Below are 16,674 nucleotides of genomic sequence, written 5' to 3'. Positions count from 1 at the left end.
CCATAAACCGAAGTTTCAAGGAAAGCATCCCATGGCGTCACACGGACTGATTCTGGCTCTCTGCCTGCTTCTGGGATACAGCGTGACCACTCACGCAGAACCATTGGACGAACCGCTCAAACCCCTGCCCGCCGCGCCGGCCCTGGACCCCAAGCGGGTCCAGTTGGGCCAGCGGCTGTTCAACGACCCACGGCTGTCGGTCAACAACACGCTGTCCTGCGCCAGCTGCCATCGCCTGGACAAGGGCGGCGCCGATGACAAGCAGTTCTCCCTGGGCTTCGACGGCAAGCCGGTGGAGGTCAATACCCCCACCGTGTTCAACGCCAGCCTGAACTTCCATCAGTTCTGGGACGGTCGCGTCGATACCCTGGAAGAACAGGTGCACATCGTCGTGACGAGCCCCGGGGAGATGGGCAGCGACTGGAAAACGGTGGTCAAGCGCATCGCCGACGATCCGGGCTACGCCAGGGATTTTGCCGACGCCTACCCCGGCGGCGTGACCCAGCCCAACATCCAGGGCGCTCTCGGCGATTACGAGCGCACCCTGCTGACGCCGAATTCGCGCTTTGACCAATACCTGCTAGGCAACACCGACATTCTCACCCCCCGGGAAAAATTCGGTTACCAGCGCTTCAAGGAATACGGCTGCATCGCCTGCCATCAGGGCGTGAACATCGGCGGCAACATGTTCCAGAAGTTTGGCGTGATGGGCGACTACATCCAGGACCGGGGCAACCCCACCCGGGCCGACAACGGCCGCTTCAACATCACCGGCGACGAAGCCGACCGCCAGGTATTCAAGGTGCCGAGCCTGCGCAACGTGGCCGTCACCGCGCCGTATTTCCATGGCGGCTCCGCGCCGACCCTGGAGCGCGCGGTGGAAGTCATGTTCAAGTACCAGCTGGGCCGTGAGCCGCTGAAAAACGATACCGAACTGATCGTCGAATTCCTCAAGACCCTCACTGGCGAATGGGAGGGCAAGCCGCTATGAACAGTCTCTCCCGCCGCCTCGGCCTGGCTTTCATCGGCGTCTTGCTGGCTTCGATCCTGTTGTTCATGTACATCGAATCAGGCGCCCAGCAAGCCGCCTCGCACATCGAATCGCGCGACCTGATCCGCCTGCTCAAGCAGCAGGACGGGATCTGGGACAACGAAGTGCTCAAGTCGCGAATCGCCCTGAGCCACAACTACGACCCGCTGGTCTCGCCGCTCAATGAAATGACGCGCCTGTGGCAGCGCCTCGACGCCATCGAGGCGGAGCCGGGCCGCCATGCGCCCGAGCTCTGGTCGACCCAGCGCGACGAGTACCTCAAGGCGCTCAAGGAAAAAACCCGCCTGGTGGAACAGTTCAAGTCCCATAACGCGGTGCTGCGCAACTCCCTGGCTTTCCTGCCCACCGCCGAAGACGATATCCAGCGCCAGTTCTCCCTGCTGTCCGATAACGACAAGCTTCGGCTGCAGAGCGCCACCATCGATACCTACGACCTGCTGCTCGCCACGCTGGAGTTCGCGCAGATCACCACGCAGGATCAGGCTGCCGAAATCCTGATGGGCCTCAACCAGCTGGATATCAACAAGGAGCGCTTGCCGGACGGGCTCGTCAGCTCCGTGGAAATCCTGCGCAGGCACATTGCGCTGATTCTGCGCGAGCAACCACTGGTCAACCAGCTACTGCGCGATTTCGAGGCCGTCCCCCTGGCCGCCCGCCTGGACACCATCACCAGTCTGCTGGAAACGGACCAGGAAAAAGCCGCCACCAAACATCAGCGCAACCACATCCTGTTGCTGGTATTCGCAACCTTCCTGGTGCTGATCCTGATCTGGCTGGCGGTTCGGCTGGTGCGCAGTTTCGGCGAGATCAAGCGGGTCAACAGTGCGCTGCAAACCGCCAACGACGAACTCGAACAACGGGTCGAAGAGCGCACCCGCCAGCTCAAGGACACCCAGAGCGAACTGATGGACACCGCCCGCCAGGCCGGCATGGCGGAGATCGCAACCAACGTATTGCACAACGTCGGCAACGTGCTCAACAGCGTAAACATCTCCGCCGACCTGGTCAGCCGCAAGCTGCGCAGCAGCAAGGCCCTGGGGTTGGGCAAGGCGATGAACCTGATCAACGAGCACAACCACGACCTCGGGCATTTCCTCACCGAGGATGAAAAAGGCAAGCTGCTGCCCGGCTACCTCAACCAGTTGGTGGAAGCCATCGCGGTGGAACAACAAGGCCTGACCGACGAACTGGCGCAACTGAGCAAGAGCGTGGACCACATCAAGGACATCGTTTCCACGCAGCAATCCTACGCCGGCGCCAACAGCCTGATGGAACCCCTGGTGGTCAGCGAACTACTCGAGGACGCCTTGCGCATGAACTCCGGAGCCCTGACCCGCCATCATGTGACGGTCATCAAGGACTACGGCGAAGTGCCGCGGATCATGGGCGACAAGCACCGTTTGCTGCTGATCCTGATCAACCTGATCAGCAACGCCAAATACGCCATGGCCGGGGTTTCCAACCATGCACGGAACATGACGCTCAAGGCCACCGTCGTAGACGATGAGACCCTGCAGATCAGCGTGAAGGACGAAGGCGAAGGCATCCCGGAAGAGAACATGACACGCATCTTCGCTCACGGTTTTACCACCCGTAAGGACGGCCACGGGTTCGGCCTGCACAGTTGCGCACTGGCGGCGATTGAAATGAACGGCCGCCTCACCGCACACAGCGAGGGGCCAGGTACCGGGGCGACGTTTGTATTGCAGCTGCCCCTGAAACTCGCAGAAGGTGAGCCATGAACAGCCTGAGCAACCGGCGCATCCTCTTGATTGATGACACGCCCGCCATCCACGACGATTTCCGCAAGATCCTGACCCCGGAGGACGAAAGCGACAGCGACCTGCAGGACATGGAAAGCGCGCTGTTCGGCGAGGCCCCGAAACCCGCCGCCACCGTGTTCGAACTCGACTCGGCCTACGGTGGCCAGGAAGGCCTGGCCAAATTGCAACGGGCGTTGGCCAAGGAGCTTCCCTATGCCCTGGCCTTCGTCGACATGCGCATGCCCGAAGGCTGGGACGGCGCCAAGACCATCGAAGAGCTGTGGAAAGTCGACCCGCAATTGCAAGTGGTGGTCTGCACCGCGTATTCGGATTATTCCTGGGACGAATTGCTCGATCGCCTGAACGGCCACGACCGCCTGCTCATATTGAAAAAGCCCTTCGACAACATCGAAGTCCAGCAGATGGCCAATACCCTGACCACCAAATGGGAAATGACTTCCCGTGCCCGTTTGAAAATGAACAAGCTCGAAGACCTGGTGGAGCAACGCACCCTGGCGTTCAAGCAGGCCAGCGAATTGCTGCAGATGGAAATCGACGAACGCAAGATGCTTGAAAGCCAGCTCGTGCAGTCGGAAAAGCTCGCTTCGCTGGGTCAGTTGGCGGCTGGTGTGGCCCACGAAATCAACAACCCGATCGGCTTCATTTCTTCCAACCTCGGCGCCTTGGGCGGTTACTTCAGCAAACTCGAGGAAATGCTCCAGGCCTACGGCAGCGCCGAACAGGCCATCGCCTCGCCGGAGCTGCTGACGGAACTCAAGCGCCTGCGCGAACAGGTAGAACTCGACTTCCTGGTGGAGGACATTCCAGTACTGATCAAGGAATCCAAGGACGGCATCGCTCGCGTCGGGCAGATCGTCAAGGACCTCAAGGACTTCTCCCGCGTCGACTCCAGCCAGGAATGGCAGATGGCCAATTTGCAGCAGGGCATGGATTCGACGTTGAACATCGTCGCCAACGAGATCAAGTACAAGGCCGACGTGGTCAAGCAATACAGCCCGTTGCCGGAAGTCGAATGCCTGCCGTCGCAGATCAACCAGGTGATCATGAACCTGATCGTCAACGCCGCCCAAGCCATCGGCCCCGAGCGCGGCACCATCACCCTGCGCAACGGGGTCGAGGGCGACAACGTCTGGATCGAAGTCGCCGACAATGGCTCGGGCATCCCGCCGGAAACCCTGCAGAAAATCTTCGACCCGTTCTTCACCACCAAACCCATCGGCCAGGGCACGGGGCTCGGGCTGTCACTGTCCTACGGCATCGTGAAAAAACACCACGGCGAGATTACCGTGCGCAGCGAAGTCGGCGTCGGGACCACCTTCCGGGTGGAGCTGCCGGTACGGCAGATGAAATTGGCGGGGTGAGCACGAACAAGTCCTGTGGCGAGGGAGCTTGCTCCCTCGTCACGGGGTTGCATTCCACGCTAATGTCTCGCCAATCGCTCTCCCCCAAGGAACCCGCATGAGCCTATCGCTGCTGAGCCGCTACGCCTTCTTCGCCGGCTGTGTGATCTTCACCCTCGCCAGCCTGCCGTTCCTGCAACACGACTGGCTCTGGCCGATTGCGTTGTTGACCGGGCTGTTGAGCCTGCTGGGGGTGTTCGACCTGCTGCAAAGCCGTCACGCGGTACGGCGCAACTATCCGATCCTGGGCAACATCCGCTACCTGGTCGAAGGCATACGCCCGGAGATCCGCCAATACCTGCTCGAGTCCGACAGCGACGCCCTGCCCTTTTCCCGCGCCCAGCGCTCGCTGGTGTACTCGCGGGCCAAGAACGAAAGCGCCGACAAACCGTTCGGCACCTTGATCGACGTTTACCAGACCGGCTTCGAATTCATCGGCCACTCCATGCGCCCGGCCCCGTTGAGCGACCCCAGCGGCTTTCGCGTCACGGTCGGCGGCCCGCAATGCACCCAGCCGTACTCGGCGTCGGTGTTCAACATCTCGGCCATGAGCTTCGGCTCCCTGAGTGCCAACGCCATCCGGGCGTTGAACCAGGGCGCGAAGCTCGGCAATTTCGCCCATGACACCGGCGAAGGCAGCATCAGTCCTTATCACCGCGAACACGGCGGCGACCTGACCTGGGAATTGGGCAGCGGTTACTTCGGTTGCCGCACCTCCGACGGGCGCTTCGACCCGGAGCGCTTCGCAATCCAGGCGCAGAACCCGCAGGTGCGGATGATCGAAATAAAGATGAGTCAAGGCGCCAAGCCGGGCCACGGCGGGATTCTGCCCAAGCACAAGGTCACCCGGGAAATTGCCGAGACCCGGGGCATCCTCATGGGCGAGGATTGTATTTCGCCGTCTTGCCACAGCGCGTTTTCCACTCCGATTGAATTGATGCAATTCATCCAGCAACTGCGCGAACTGTCCGGCGGCAAACCGGTGGGCTTCAAGTTCTGCCTGGGGCATCCGTGGGAATTCATGGGCATCGCCAAGGCCATGCTGGAAACCGGAATCCTGCCCGACTTCATCGTGGTCGACGGCAAGGAAGGCGGCACCGGCGCCGCGCCGGTGGAGTTCACCGACCACATCGGCGTGCCGCTTCGCGAAGGCCTGCTGTTTGTGCACAACACCTTGGTGGGCCTGAACCTGCGGGACAAGATCAAGCTCGGCGCCAGCGGCAAGATTGTCAGCGCCTTCGACATCGCCAGTGTCCTGGCCATCGGCGCCGACTGGGCCAACGCCGCACGCGGCTTCATGTTCGCCATCGGCTGCATCCAGTCACAAAGCTGCCACACCAACAAATGCCCCACCGGCGTCGCCACCCAGGACACCCTGCGCCAGCGCGCCCTGGTCGTCCCGGACAAAGCCCAGCGGGTCTACAACTTCCACCGCAACACCCTCAAGGCCCTGGCCGAAATGCTCGCCGCCGCCGGCCTCGACCACCCTTCGCAATTGCAACCCAAGCATCTGGTGCGGCGCATGTCGGCGACCGAGATCAAACTGTTTTCCCAGTTGCATGTGTTTTTGAAGCCGGGGGAATTGCTGACGGGTGAGGTCAATGGCGCGTTTTATTCGCGGATGTGGCAGCTGGCGCGGGCGGACAGTTTTGAGCCGCGGGAAACAGCGGCGGCGTGACGGCTTCTGGGCTGTCCGCCTCATGCACGACTGCTTTAGAGGTAAACAGTAAAGCAGTCATTTTTTTGTCAGTGAAGGCAAGCGTTTGCACCCAATTTTTTTCAGTAAAAGGCGTGATTAGCTCTATCGGCGCCACCCACCAGACTCTGCGCCTAACACATTTTGATATTATTACTTCATTCAAATAAAAATCTTTTTGCCCTTTGGGAACCAAGGCATAGCCTCCATGAGTAGGGAGTTCCAACGCATTGATGGGAAGCGTGCGAATATAAACTCTCGGCTGTATGCCTGTCTGGTTGTAATAGCTGAATGGCAAATACCAGTAAAAATCGCCGACCACGATTTCGTCTTCAGGCCGAATCTCCTCCGCAATCTCGACCGCTAGTTTATCGAGCCCGTAAATCACGCGATTGTCTGTTCCATTCAAGCCATCCACTTGCCGATACACTGGCTGCAGCCCCTGTATGACTGCTGCCAGCACAATTACTAGCCCCAAGACCAGAATAGATGTTCGACGCACCATAACATCCAGCGCTACAGCGACAATGAAGGGTATTCCCACCGCCGCGAATACCAGATAGCGAGGAACGAATACCGGAACAACTAGCGCCACCAGAGAGAGAACGCCAGCGGGGATGAAAAAATATCCAATCAATAAACCGTTAAAACGATACTGAGACTGATCCTTCCAAATCAGCATCGCTGCGCATACAAAAACAACCACCAAAGGGATTGCCTGCAGCAACAAGGAATGCGCACCCCATGCATTCATTATCGTGAACTGCCAAACAAGGCTCAGCACCGCGTGCCCTGTAACGGGAGGTATCCATTCAAGCCCCTTCATTGAAAGCTGCTCTAGAAAATTAGGCAGCCAAGGCACAAACAGCACCAAAATAACGCCATTGGCAAAAATCCAGCCACGAACCGGGAGGACCATCCGAAAAACACCCGCCGCTCCCCACCACCAATAAAACCAATGAACAAGTACACACAGCCCAGCAAAATAATGGGTATAGAAAGCCGCGCTCATCAGAAAAACATAGAGTGCTGGAAACCTTTTTTTTCCGGTTCTTTAACCCAACACACCAAGGCCACAGTCGCGCCCATCAGCCAAAACCCGAGCAAGGTATACATCCTCGCTTCTTGGCTGTAGCGGACCGAAATTGGTAGCAGCGCCAAAAGCAATGCGGCAATCCAGGTAGCTCTTCGCGTGGCAACCAGGCTCATCAATTTTATGCTTAGCAAAACTGTGCCAACGTCTGCGACGGCGCCTAGCGATCTCACAGACAAGACTCCTTCGTCAAACAGCGCTATCCAGTAATGCAATACCAAGTAATAAAGGGGCGGGTGAACATCTTTCGCTGTAATGGACCAGATCTGCCCAGGCTCGTGTCTGGCAAGCAGTACGCTAAAAGCCTCGTCGTACCAAATCGCAGGTGTCGTGATTCCATAAAGACGCACGTACAGAGCAAGTGCTAACACTGCTGCCAAGGCTGAGCCTTCGACAAACCGGCTTGTAGGTTGGCCTAAACGGGCATGAAAGTCACTCATAGATGACCAACCGATTGGCGGATGCGCTCATGACTTCCTTGTGACCCGACTCCCCTCGAATTAACTCCCTGATGACATACCTCGGTCGATGCTTCGTTTCCAAATAGATCCGCCCAATGTACTCACCCAACACACCGATGCCGATCAGTTGCACTCCACCCAAAAACAAAATCGCGGTCATCCGCGATGGATAACCGGGCAGATCGTTTCCAAAAAACAGCTTGTCCAACACCATGTACGCGGCATACACCAGCGATAAAAACGAGATGCAACCGCCGACATAAGTCCACAACCGCAACGGCACGGTACTGAACGACGTGATGCCCTCCAGCGCCAAGTTCCACAACTTCCAACCATTGAACTTGCTGTTACCAGCGGCGCGGCGGGCGCGGTCGTATTCGATAATGACAGTGTTGAACCCAGCCCACGACAACACCCCTTTCATAAACAGCTGACACTCGGAAAGGGTCTTTATCACCTCCACGACCTTGCGGTCCATCAGGCGAAAATCACCCACGTTCCGCTCGATATGAGGAGAGGCGATTCGATCAAGCAGGCGATAGAACAGCGCAGCGCATCCACGCTTGAGATAACTATCGGATGAACGATCGCGACGCTTGGCCAGCACCACCTCGGCGCCCTTCTCCCACTCTGCGATCAACCTAGGAATAACGTCGAGGGGATCTTGCAAATCTACGTCCATTGGAATCACCACATCGCCACTGGCGTGCTCGATCCCGGCAAACAACGCTGGCTCCTTACCGAAATTTCGAGAGAGTTCGATGAACACGACCAAGTTATCGGCCAGCGCAATGTCGCGAGCCAGAAAACCAGTCTGATCCGCGCTGCCATCGTTTATAAAAACGATCTCGACGCTGTAGCCGGCCAGCGCTGGATGCTGGCGAACACTTTTGTAGAACAGTTCAAGGGTTTGCTCTTCGTTGAACACCGGCACAACCAGCGAGATTTTCATGGGCGATGCCCACGAAACACCACGAACCGAGAGAGCAGGAAACCGAAAACCAAACTCAGCAGCGAAAATACCGCTACCGTCAGCAACCCATGGAGCCGCCAGCGATCTCCCAGATACCCCACGGCATAACTGAGCGCTCCCATGGCGCACAGGAAAACCATATAACCCGTCACCGAGAGTTTGGCCTCGAAGGTATAGAGCGCATTGAGGTAATAGGAAAAGGAGGCCGCGACACAGAATGCGGCAAGATTGCTGATCGACTGATCGAGACCGACCGCCACGCGCAGCACAAAAAATATTTGCCAATGAAGCAGCGTATTGGCGAGGCCGACCAATGAGTAAGTAAAAAAAGCGCTCCGGAATACGTTCATAGCTGCTGAGCCTCACGAAGCAACTTGCACCGGAACAAGCTGTAGCCCGTCGTCAGTTTCAGCAAGAAATACAAAGCTACCGCCAGCCAGCCAGGCGAACTCAAAGCATCGCCGATCGAGCCAATCCCACAGCTCGCGATGCCCATCAAACCATTGAACAGCAGATAGCCGCGCCATGGCTCCCCGGGCTCGAAGATGAAAAGCGCATTCACATAAAACGAAAACGCCTCCGCCACGCCGAACGCCGCGAGATTGCTGTTCGCTTGAGTCAGTCCAACAGCGCCATACAGCAGGAAAAAAACCTGGCAATGAATCAATCCATTGACCAGCGCGATCACCATCAACGCGGAGAAATCCTTCATCGTGCCTGCCTTGCCATTTGCCAGGCCAGTTGGCGGGCTTTCAAGCTAGGCCAGGGAGCTGCGGCGATCTACTGTCAGAACTTACAGGTCGGACATCAAACCCGACGGACGGTCAAAATCAACACCTACAAAAAAGCCCCTGTCATTTCCGACCGGGGCTCTTGTTTTACCGCGTTATCACGTTACGAAACCGAACGCACCGAACCCTGCGTATCACCGGTCGGCTGCAACTTGAACGTGTAGAACAACACCGTCAGCAGCACCAGGAACGCCGGGCCGATATACAGCGCCACACGCGTGTCGGGGAAGTACGCCATCAGGCCCACCACCAGCACCAGGAATGCCAGCGCCAGGTACGAGCTGACCGGGTACAACCACATGCGATACTTCAACGCCGCACGCTCGGACGCGCTCAGGCCTTTGCGAAATTTCAGCTGGGCCAGCAGGATCATTACCCAGGTCCAGATCGCGCCGAAGGTGGCGATGGAGGTGACCCAGACGAAGACTTTCTCCGGTACCAGGTAATTGAGCAGCACGCCCAGCAGCAGCGCGGCGATCGATAACAGCAACGCTCGGCGCGGCACGCCGTTGCTTGAGGTCTTGGCGAAACCGGCCGGGGCCTGGCCGTTCTGCGCCAGGCTGTAGAGCATGCGACCGGTGCTGAAGATCCCGCCGTTGCAGGACGACAAGGCGGCGGTGATGACCACGAAGTTGATGATGCCAGCGGCGGTCTTGATGCCCAGGCGCTCGAAGGTCATCACGAACGGGCTGCCCTGGGTGCCGATTTCGTTCCACGGGTAGATCGACAGGATCACGAACAACGCACCGACGTAGAACAGCAGGATCCGCCAGAACACCGAACCGATGGCGTTGGGGATGGTTTTCTGCGGGTTGCGCGCTTCACCGGCGGTCAGGCCGATCATCTCGACGCCCAGGTAGGCGAACATCACCATTTGCAGAGACATCAACACGCCGGACACGCCGTTGGGCATGAAGCCGCCGTGGGTCCACAGGTTGGAAATGCCCAGGGCCACGCCATCGTTGCCGAACCCGAAGGCGATGATGCCGACGCCGCCGATGACCATGGCGATGATCGTCACGATCTTGATCAGGGCGAACCAGAATTCGAACTCACCGAAAGCCTTGACCGCGATCAGGTTGATCGAGCCCATGCTGACCAGTGCGGCCAACGCCCAGATCCAGCGGGGCACATCGGGGAACCAGATGCCCATGTACACCGCCACCGCGGTGATCTCCGCCACACAGGTCACCAGCCAGAGGAACCAGTAGTTCCAACCGGTCAGGAAGCCTGCCAGCGGGCCGAGGTAATCCTGGGCGTAACGGCTGAACGAACCGGCCACCGGGTTATGTACGGCCATCTCGCCGAGGGCGCGCATGATCACCAGGATCGCCAGGCCACCAATGATGTAGGACAGCATGATCGCCGGGCCGGCCATTTCGATGGCCTTGGCCGAACCGAGGAACAGCCCGACACCGATGCAGGCGCCGAGCGCCATCAAGCGGATATGCCGCTCGCCGAGCTCACGTTTGAGCGGACCACCCTGAGCGGTCTCGCCATGGGGCAGAGGATTGCCGACTGGCATAGGGATACAACCTCGTCTTGTTATTGGATTAACCACCGAGTCTCCAAGGCCACAGGCGGATAAGCCTGCAACCTTGCCGAAACCGGGCCTGCCTCGTGGGCAGACCGTCCTGTAGGACAAGTCCTCAAGATCAGCGGGTCGTGCAGTATAAAAAGCAGAGAACAGAGAGTTTCACTGTAAAACCTGGAAAATTCAGGGATATACCGCAGTAAAAACCGTCTTTAAGGAGAGGCATTATCTGCGATTACAGCGGTTCAAGGAACGCGGCAAGTATTGCACAGTGATGGTGCAGGGTCATGCGCTGGCGCAGGCGATGGCTCTAGCACAATACTTTCAGCCTACGTCTCGTGGCGAGGGAGCTTGCTCCCGCTGGGTGGCGAAGCCGCCCTCGCTTCTCAGCTTTTGAAAGCTTACGGCTGCTGCGCAACCGAGCGGGAGCAAGCTCCCTCGCCACGGGACTACGTTGTTTTCGGAAAAGTCGCTCAGTCATCAACGCGTCGGGTCGGAACGAGCGAAGCTACGGTAATAGTTACTCCAGTCAAAGGAAGCACGGAATGCGTCCTCACCGTCCAAACGCTCATCGTCTTCGCCACGGACGCTCTTCGGATACGGGGCGAGGTTACCTCGTCACTACGGTAGTCCACCGACGCGCACCTCTGTTCAACGACTTGCAGTTAGGCCGGTTGCTGGTTGCGGAAATGCGTTTGGCGCATGAGCAATGTCAGGTCAATTCTCTCGCCTGGGTCGTGATGCCGGATCATCTGCATTGGCTGCTGCAATTGGAACAAGCCCAACTGCCCAACGTGATGCAGGCAGTGAAATCCCGCAGCACCCTCGCTATCAATCGAGTCATGGGCAGGCAGGGCGCTTTCTGGCAAAACGGATTTCATGACAGGGCAATCCGCGATAACCAGGACTTGTTGCCTTGCGCCCGCTACATCATTGCCAACCCTCTTCGCGCCGGCTTGGTAACACGCGTTGGTGATTACCCTCTCTGGGATGCGATATGGCTCTAACCGCCTTTGTGGCGAGGGAGCTTGCTCCCGCTGGGGGGCGAAGCCGCCCTCGCTTTCAGCTTTTGAAAGCTTGCGGCTGCTGCGCAACCGAGCGGGAGCAAGCTCCCTCGCCACAGCGGCCTCACCGCGCCATGATTCAGATGCCCACAATTTCCCTCCCCCCACGCCAACCACCGTCTAAGCTTCAAGCAAGTCCGATCAATCTGCGTGAATGGATCAGTCGACTATGGGCGCTTTGTGGCAAACCGATTCGAATAAACCTGTGGTCCCGACTGAACGTATGGAAGAAGCGCCTTTACCCCCGAAAAAACGCCGCGCACGGCATGGCTGGCGGGCGTTCTGGTTGTTGTTGCTGATTATCGTCGTGGTGGTCGGCCTTGCCGTGGCCAAGGAGATGCGCACGTCCCGGTTCCAGGCCCGGGAGATCAGCAAGTACGCCGCGTCCTTGACCTATTCGGTGCAACCGGGGCCCAGCGACGCCATCGTCTACCCTGGCGCGGGTCCGTTCGACCGGCGATTGGGCTACAGCTCGCTGGGGGAGTTCCTGCCACGACTGATCAAGCGCGACTATGTGATCCAGGCCCAGGCCCGTTTCCCCCCAGAGCTGATGGACTATGTCGATAAAGGCCTGTTCGTGCCCTACGCGGAAAAGATCCAGGCCGGACTGACCATCACCGATTGCCGCGCCGCGCCGGTGTATCAGTTCAAATACCCGCAACAGCTGTACGCCAGTTTCGACGCCATCCCGCCGCTTGTGGTGCAGAGCCTGCTGTTCATCGAGAACCGCTTCCTGCTCGATCCCAAGCAGCCGCTGGCAAACCCGGCGGTGGACTGGCCGCGTTTCGGCATGGCGGCCTGGTCGCAAGTGGCCAAGTTGCTGAGCTTGCCCGGCCAGTCGGCGGGCGGCAGCACATTGGCGACGCAGTTGGAGAAATACCGGCACTCCCCCGAGGGCCTGACCGTGTCGGGGGCGGAGAAGATCCGCCAGATGATTTCCGCCAGCGTGCGCGCCTACCAGGCCGGCCCGCAAACCCTCGAGGCCCGCCAGCGGGTCATCCGCGACTACCTCAACAGCGTGCCGCTTTCCGCTGTTCCGGGTCATGGCGAAGTCCATGGCATGGCGGAAGGACTGAGGGTCTGGTACGGCGCCGATTTCAACAAGGCCAACGAGCGCCTGTTCAGCACCGCCACCGACCCCGAGAGCCTGGCGCAAAAAGGCCTGGCCCTGCGGGAAATGCTCTCGTTGATGATCGCCCAGCGACGGCCTTCCCATTACCTATCGAAGGGTCACGATGAACTCGCTCGCCTGACTGACAGCCACATCCGGCTGCTGGCGCAGAACGGCGTGATCGATGCGGCCCTGGCCGAGGCCGCCCTGGCGAGCAAAGTCAGTTATCGCGACTGGGTGCAGCAGCCGACGATCCAGCCCAACGAAACCAACAAGGGCATCAGCGCCGCCCGCAGTCGTCTCGCCACGCTGCTCAATCGTCCGCTGTACGACCTTGATCGCCTCGACCTGTCGGCCACCAGCACCTTGCAAAGCGAATTGCAGGCCCAGGCCACCGAGTACCTCAAGCGATTGGCCGACCCGGCGTTCGCCGCCGAGATCGGCCTGATGGGAGAGCGCCTGCTGACCCCCACCAGCACCACGCAGGTGCGCTACAGCTTTACCCTGCTGGAACTGACGCCGGACGGTTCGCGTGTGCGGGTACAGACCGACAGCACCGACCAGCCCTTCGACATCAACGAGGGCAGCAAGCTGGAACTGGGCTCCACCGCCAAGTTGCGGGTGCTGACCACCTACCTGCAGATCATCGCCGAATTGCACGAGCGCTACGCCCAACAGACCCCGGCGCAACTGAAGAAAACCGAGATCGCCGACCAGGACCGCCTCTCGCGCTGGGCGGTGGACTACCTGATTGAAAACACCGACCGCAGCCTGCCGAAAATGCTCGAAGCGGCACTCGACCGCACCTACTCTGCCAGCCCCGGCGAGGCATTTTTCACCGGCGGCGGGCTGCACACCTTTCATAACTTTCGCAGGGAAGACGACGGTCGCCTGCCGACCCTGCGCGACGCCCTGCGCGAATCGATCAACCTGCCGTTCATTCGCCTGATGCGCGACCTGGTGCGCTACGCCACCTATGCCGGTCCCAACAACAGCTCCGAACTGCTCAAGGATGACAAGGACCCGCGCCGCCAGGAATACCTGGCCCAGTTCGCCGATCGCGAAGGCACCTCGTTCCTGCTCAGGTTCTGGAAGAAATACCAGAAAAAGGACACCGCCCAGCGCCTCGAAACCTTCCTCGACGGCATGCGTCCCACCGCGATCCGCCTCGCCGCCGTGCACCGCTATTTCTTTCCCAACGACAGCCAGGAGAGTTTCAACCGCTTCGTACGCGCCCATCTGAAAAACGCCAAGAGCGCCGAAAAGCTCACCGACGAGCGTCTGCAGCGGCTCTACCAAAGCTACGGCCCCGGCGCCTATGACCTGCCGGACCAAGGCTTCATCGCCAAGGTCCATCCACTGGACCTGTGGTTGGTGGGCTACCTGCTCAACAACCCCGACGCCAAGTTCAGCCAGATCGTCAAGGCCAGCCAGTTCGAGCGCCAGGAGGTCTACAGCTGGCTGTTCAAGAGCCGGCACAAGAGTGCCCGCGACAGCCGCATCCGCACCATGCTGGAGGTCGAAGCCTTCCTGGATATCCATCAGCGCTGGCAGCAAGTCGGCTATCCGTTCGACCATCTGGTGCCGTCGCTTGCCACTGCGATCGGCAGCTCCGGCGACCGCCCCGCCGCCCTCGCGGAACTGGTAGGGACCATCCTCAACGACGGCATCCGCCAGCCGGCGCTGCGTGTCGACAGCCTGCAGTTTGCCGTCGACACGCCTTACGAAACGCGGCTGGTCAGCGATCCGGACAACGGCAAGCGGGTGATGCCGGTGGAAGTGGCCCGGGCCTTGCGCGGCGCCCTGTCGCAAGTGGTGGACGCCGGCACCGCGAAACGTGTCGCGGGCAGTTTCAAACTGGCCGACGGCACGCCGCTGGCCATGGGCGGCAAGACCGGCACCGGCGACAACCGCATCGAAGCCGTCGGCTCAGGCGGACGGGTGATCAGTTCCAAATCGATAAACCGCACCGCCACGTTCGTGTTCTACATCGGCGACAGCCATTTCGGCACCCTGACCGCCTTCGTACCGGGCGCCTCGGCACAGAACTTCAAGTTCACCTCGGCCTTGCCGGTACAGGTGCTCAAGGGCATGGCGCCGTTTCTCTCGGCCTATTTGCAACCGGGCAGCCACACCCAATGTCAGCCATTGGTGACGAGCCGCTGAGCAACCGCCATTTCAGCTTCTGATAACCCATCGCGCTCAACGCTGCGCCGTCGGGCGAATCCGGCTGCTCGTCGGATTTATAAAAAACATGCGTGCATCGTCTAAAGATATATCTTAAGTTCTATCTTAAGAATTTCTGAGGACAGACCGATGAGAGACCCGCATTCCCACCCTCACCGCGAACACGCCGCCCACGACGGCTTCGACAAACGTGCGGCAAGCCGTGAGCGCGGCGGTCGCGGGCCGCGTGTTTTCGCCGCGGGCGACCTGAAACTGCTGTTGTTGGCACTGATTGCAGAACAACCCTGCCACGGCTATGACCTGATCCGCCGGATCGAAAGCATGTTCGACGGCGCCTACAGCCCCAGTCCCGGCGTGATCTATCCGACCCTGACCTTCCTCGAAGAAAGCGAAATGGTCAGCGGCGATGCCGATGGCGGAAAAAAACGCTACAGCGTCACCGATGCCGGACGTCTATCCCTTGAAGACCAGGCCGTGGCGCTGGACGGCGTACGGATGCGCATCGAAGTCAGCAAGCGTTCGCTGCGCGGCCAGGATCGGCCGCCGGAAATCCACGAGGCGGTCCACAACCTGCGCCACGCCTTGCAGATGCACCATGGTCGCTGGAGCCCGGAAGAGATCCTGCGGGTACGCGACCTGCTCAACGACACCGCCAAAGCCATTGTCGACGGCCCTCGCCGTCCAACCGTTTCGGAGTAAAAGCATGACTGAAGTCGATCCAGACACCATCCACCGCGTCAGCCACGAAATCAAACGCCGCCGCCTGCAAGTGCTGCGGGTGCAAGACCTGACACCACGCATGCGCCGCATCACCGTCGGCGGACCGGAACTGGCCGGGTTCGTCAGCCTCGGCACGGACGATCACGTGAAGTTGCTGTTCCCGCAGAACGCCGAAGAACACGCCGCCCTGGAAAACTTCAACCCCGGCGCCGGCAAGGCCCAGGGCCCGATGCCCGAGATGCGCGACTACACCCCGCGCCGCTACGACCTGGACGCCCTGGAGCTGGAGATCGATTTCGTCCTCCACGGCGACGGCCCTGCTTCAACCTGGGCGGCCCAGGCGGCGCCCGGGCAGTACCTGAACATCGCCGGGCCACGGGGCTCGATGATCGTGCCGGATATTTTCGACAGCTACTTGCTGATCGGCGACGAAACCGCCCTGCCCGCCATCGCCCGACGTCTCGAAGGCCTGGCAGCCAACCGGCGGGCACTGGTGGTGGTGGAAGTGGAAAACGGCGCCGAACAGCAGATCCTTCACAGCCCGGCCCAGGTGCAAGTGATCTGGGTACTGCGCGAAGGCCACCGCGATAGCCTGCTTCGCACCGTCCCGCAGTTGGAAATGCCTGGTGGCAAGCTGTACGCCTGGGTCGCGACCGAGAGCAAAGTGTCGCGGCAGATTCGCAAAGTGTTGCTGGAGGAGAAAGGGCTGGACCAGGATTTCATCAAGGCGGTGGGGTATTGGAAGCTTGATGACAATGAGGAAGATTGAGGGTCTGGCGGTGCTGAAGTAACCTTTACCCACTGACTGA

14 protein-coding genes are annotated in these 16,674 nt (G+C 59.7%); 8 read left to right on the top strand and 6 right to left on the bottom strand.

All coding sequences use genetic code 11. The annotated features are described in order from the left end of the window. Positions 1-31: 31 nt before the first annotated feature. The 4 genes from J3P91_RS05240 (at position 32) to J3P91_RS05225 (ending at position 5,913) form a co-directional block, all read left to right on the top strand. Positions 32-991: a cytochrome-c peroxidase gene (locus tag J3P91_RS05240; protein ID WP_434602922.1), complete on the top strand. Its 960-nt coding sequence runs from the start codon at positions 32-34 to the stop codon at positions 989-991. Then, a complete protein-coding gene (locus J3P91_RS05235; protein ID WP_434602921.1) occupies positions 988-2,793 on the top strand; it encodes a DAHL domain-containing protein in 1,806 nt (601 codons plus the stop codon). Before J3P91_RS05240 ends, J3P91_RS05235 begins: the two co-directional genes overlap by 4 nt. Further along, positions 2,790-4,196, top strand: coding sequence for an ATP-binding protein (locus tag J3P91_RS05230; protein WP_434602920.1), 1,407 nt, complete (start codon positions 2,790-2,792; stop codon positions 4,194-4,196). The genes J3P91_RS05235 and J3P91_RS05230 overlap by 4 nt, the downstream gene beginning before the upstream one ends. A gap of 97 nt (positions 4,197-4,293) precedes the next feature. After that, a complete protein-coding gene (locus tag J3P91_RS05225) occupies positions 4,294-5,913 on the top strand; it encodes an FMN-binding glutamate synthase family protein (RefSeq protein ID WP_434602919.1) in 1,620 nt (539 codons plus the stop codon). Here the strand turns inward: J3P91_RS05225 and J3P91_RS05220 are convergent. From J3P91_RS05220 to J3P91_RS05195, 6 genes are all read right to left on the bottom strand, one after another. Then, positions 5,834-6,943: a hypothetical protein gene (locus J3P91_RS05220; protein ID WP_434602918.1), complete on the bottom strand. Its 1,110-nt coding sequence runs from the start codon at positions 6,941-6,943 to the stop codon at positions 5,834-5,836. The two genes, J3P91_RS05225 and J3P91_RS05220, sit on opposite strands and share 80 nt — an antisense overlap. Beyond that, complete coding sequence (locus tag J3P91_RS05215) at positions 6,943-7,464, bottom strand: hypothetical protein (protein ID WP_434602917.1); 522 nt, start codon at positions 7,462-7,464, stop codon at positions 6,943-6,945. Before J3P91_RS05215 ends, J3P91_RS05220 begins: the two co-directional genes overlap by 1 nt. Further along, positions 7,457-8,437: a glycosyltransferase family 2 protein gene (locus J3P91_RS05210; RefSeq protein WP_434602916.1), complete on the bottom strand. Its 981-nt coding sequence runs from the start codon at positions 8,435-8,437 to the stop codon at positions 7,457-7,459. The genes J3P91_RS05215 and J3P91_RS05210 overlap by 8 nt, the downstream gene beginning before the upstream one ends. Further along, a complete protein-coding gene (locus tag J3P91_RS05205; RefSeq protein WP_434602915.1) occupies positions 8,434-8,808 on the bottom strand; it encodes a GtrA family protein in 375 nt (124 codons plus the stop codon). The genes J3P91_RS05210 and J3P91_RS05205 overlap by 4 nt, the downstream gene beginning before the upstream one ends. Further along, positions 8,805-9,170: a GtrA family protein gene (locus J3P91_RS05200; protein WP_434602914.1), complete on the bottom strand. Its 366-nt coding sequence runs from the start codon at positions 9,168-9,170 to the stop codon at positions 8,805-8,807. The genes J3P91_RS05205 and J3P91_RS05200 overlap by 4 nt, the downstream gene beginning before the upstream one ends. Positions 9,171-9,352: 182 nt before the next feature. Beyond that, a complete protein-coding gene (locus J3P91_RS05195; RefSeq protein WP_434602913.1) occupies positions 9,353-10,774 on the bottom strand; it encodes an amino acid permease in 1,422 nt (473 codons plus the stop codon). Positions 10,775-11,328: 554 nt separating this feature from the next. On the opposite strand from J3P91_RS05195, the gene J3P91_RS05190 reads away from it, so the two are divergent. The 4 genes from J3P91_RS05190 (at position 11,329) to J3P91_RS05175 (ending at position 16,634) form a co-directional block, all read left to right on the top strand. Then, on the top strand, positions 11,329-11,790 hold the full coding sequence (locus tag J3P91_RS05190) for an REP-associated tyrosine transposase (RefSeq protein ID WP_434602912.1): 462 nt from the start codon (positions 11,329-11,331) through the stop codon (positions 11,788-11,790). Positions 11,791-12,016: 226 nt separating this feature from the next. Beyond that, on the top strand, positions 12,017-15,124 hold the full coding sequence (locus J3P91_RS05185; RefSeq protein ID WP_434602911.1) for a transglycosylase domain-containing protein: 3,108 nt from the start codon (positions 12,017-12,019) through the stop codon (positions 15,122-15,124). 150 nt (positions 15,125-15,274) lie between these two features. After that, positions 15,275-15,844, top strand: a complete 570-nt coding sequence (locus J3P91_RS05180; protein WP_434602910.1) for a PadR family transcriptional regulator — start codon at positions 15,275-15,277, stop codon at positions 15,842-15,844. A 4-nt stretch (positions 15,845-15,848) separates the two neighbouring features. After that, the gene (locus J3P91_RS05175) at positions 15,849-16,634 is read left to right on the top strand and encodes a siderophore-interacting protein (protein ID WP_434602909.1); all 786 of its coding nucleotides are present in this window, start codon (positions 15,849-15,851) and stop codon (positions 16,632-16,634) included. Positions 16,635-16,674 lie beyond the last annotated feature (40 nt).

It is taken from the genome of Pseudomonas sp. Z4-7 (genome assembly GCF_051131965.1).
In the GTDB taxonomy this organism is placed as follows: domain Bacteria; phylum Pseudomonadota; class Gammaproteobacteria; order Pseudomonadales; family Pseudomonadaceae; genus Aquipseudomonas.
This window is presented reverse-complemented; position numbering and strand designations above follow the sequence as displayed.